At 51.7% G+C, this 787-nt stretch carries 1 protein-coding gene; it reads right to left on the bottom strand.

Annotated elements, in window-relative coordinates; all coding sequences use genetic code 11:
* Positions 1–523 (bottom strand): penicillin acylase family protein (locus F2B26_RS16525; protein ID WP_159811175.1); only part of this gene is annotated, 523 nt, incomplete at its 3' end.
* Positions 524–787 lie beyond the last annotated feature (264 nt).

Below are 787 nucleotides of genomic sequence, written 5' to 3'. Positions count from 1 at the left end.
ATGCATCGGGGTCATTCAGAACGATGATATCGTCGAAGATGGCCCGCCCGTTGGATTCTCCATGGCGCTCGATCAGGTCGGTCAAGAGTTGTAGATTTTTGACTTCGTGCCCGCCAGAGGTGCTGTATGCGCGGCCGGTTACGCTCATCGCATCGATCAGGTCTTTTGCTGTGTAACGCCGAACCGGCAAGCTTTGATAAGCGAACTCCAATGGCAGATATTTCTCTGGATTTTGGAGCGCTTGATCGACGTAAAAATTTATTCCTGCCAGCATCGCCTCAAAATGGGCGCGATGGTCAGGCTCCATGGCAAGAATCATCTTATCGACTTGCTCGTTGGAATAGGCAGCCGTCCTGGCGTATTTGTCGGCCTCCAGCATATTCGGCCCGAGCAATGCCGACAGTTCTCCTGCCCCAAACCGCCTAAGCATTTCGAACTGAAACATCCGATCTTGCATCTGTGTGTAGCCCACAGCGAACAATATATCCGTAGAACGATCTCCAGATATGTGCGGGACGCCCATGTGATCTCTGGATATTTCGACGACCGAAGATACCCCGCCTGCATAAACTCTCGGTACCGAATTCTCTTGCATCAAGGGCGCGCGCGGAGCGGTTTGCTCAATCGTAGAGCATGCCGACAGAACGAGACTCAACGTTATGACAGGTAAGGGTGCGCGCATTCGTTCCTCCGAGAAATAATGTATATGTTTATCTACATTTATTTTGGGGTCAAATGTGATGCCCCCGGTTACAAGGGCGCCGAAGGGGAGGCATTTCGGCTTGAT

This window comes from Cellulomonas citrea, from assembly GCF_009829685.1.
GTDB lineage: Bacteria > Actinomycetota > Actinomycetes > Actinomycetales > Cellulomonadaceae > Cellulomonas > Cellulomonas citrea.
This window is presented reverse-complemented; position numbering and strand designations above follow the sequence as displayed.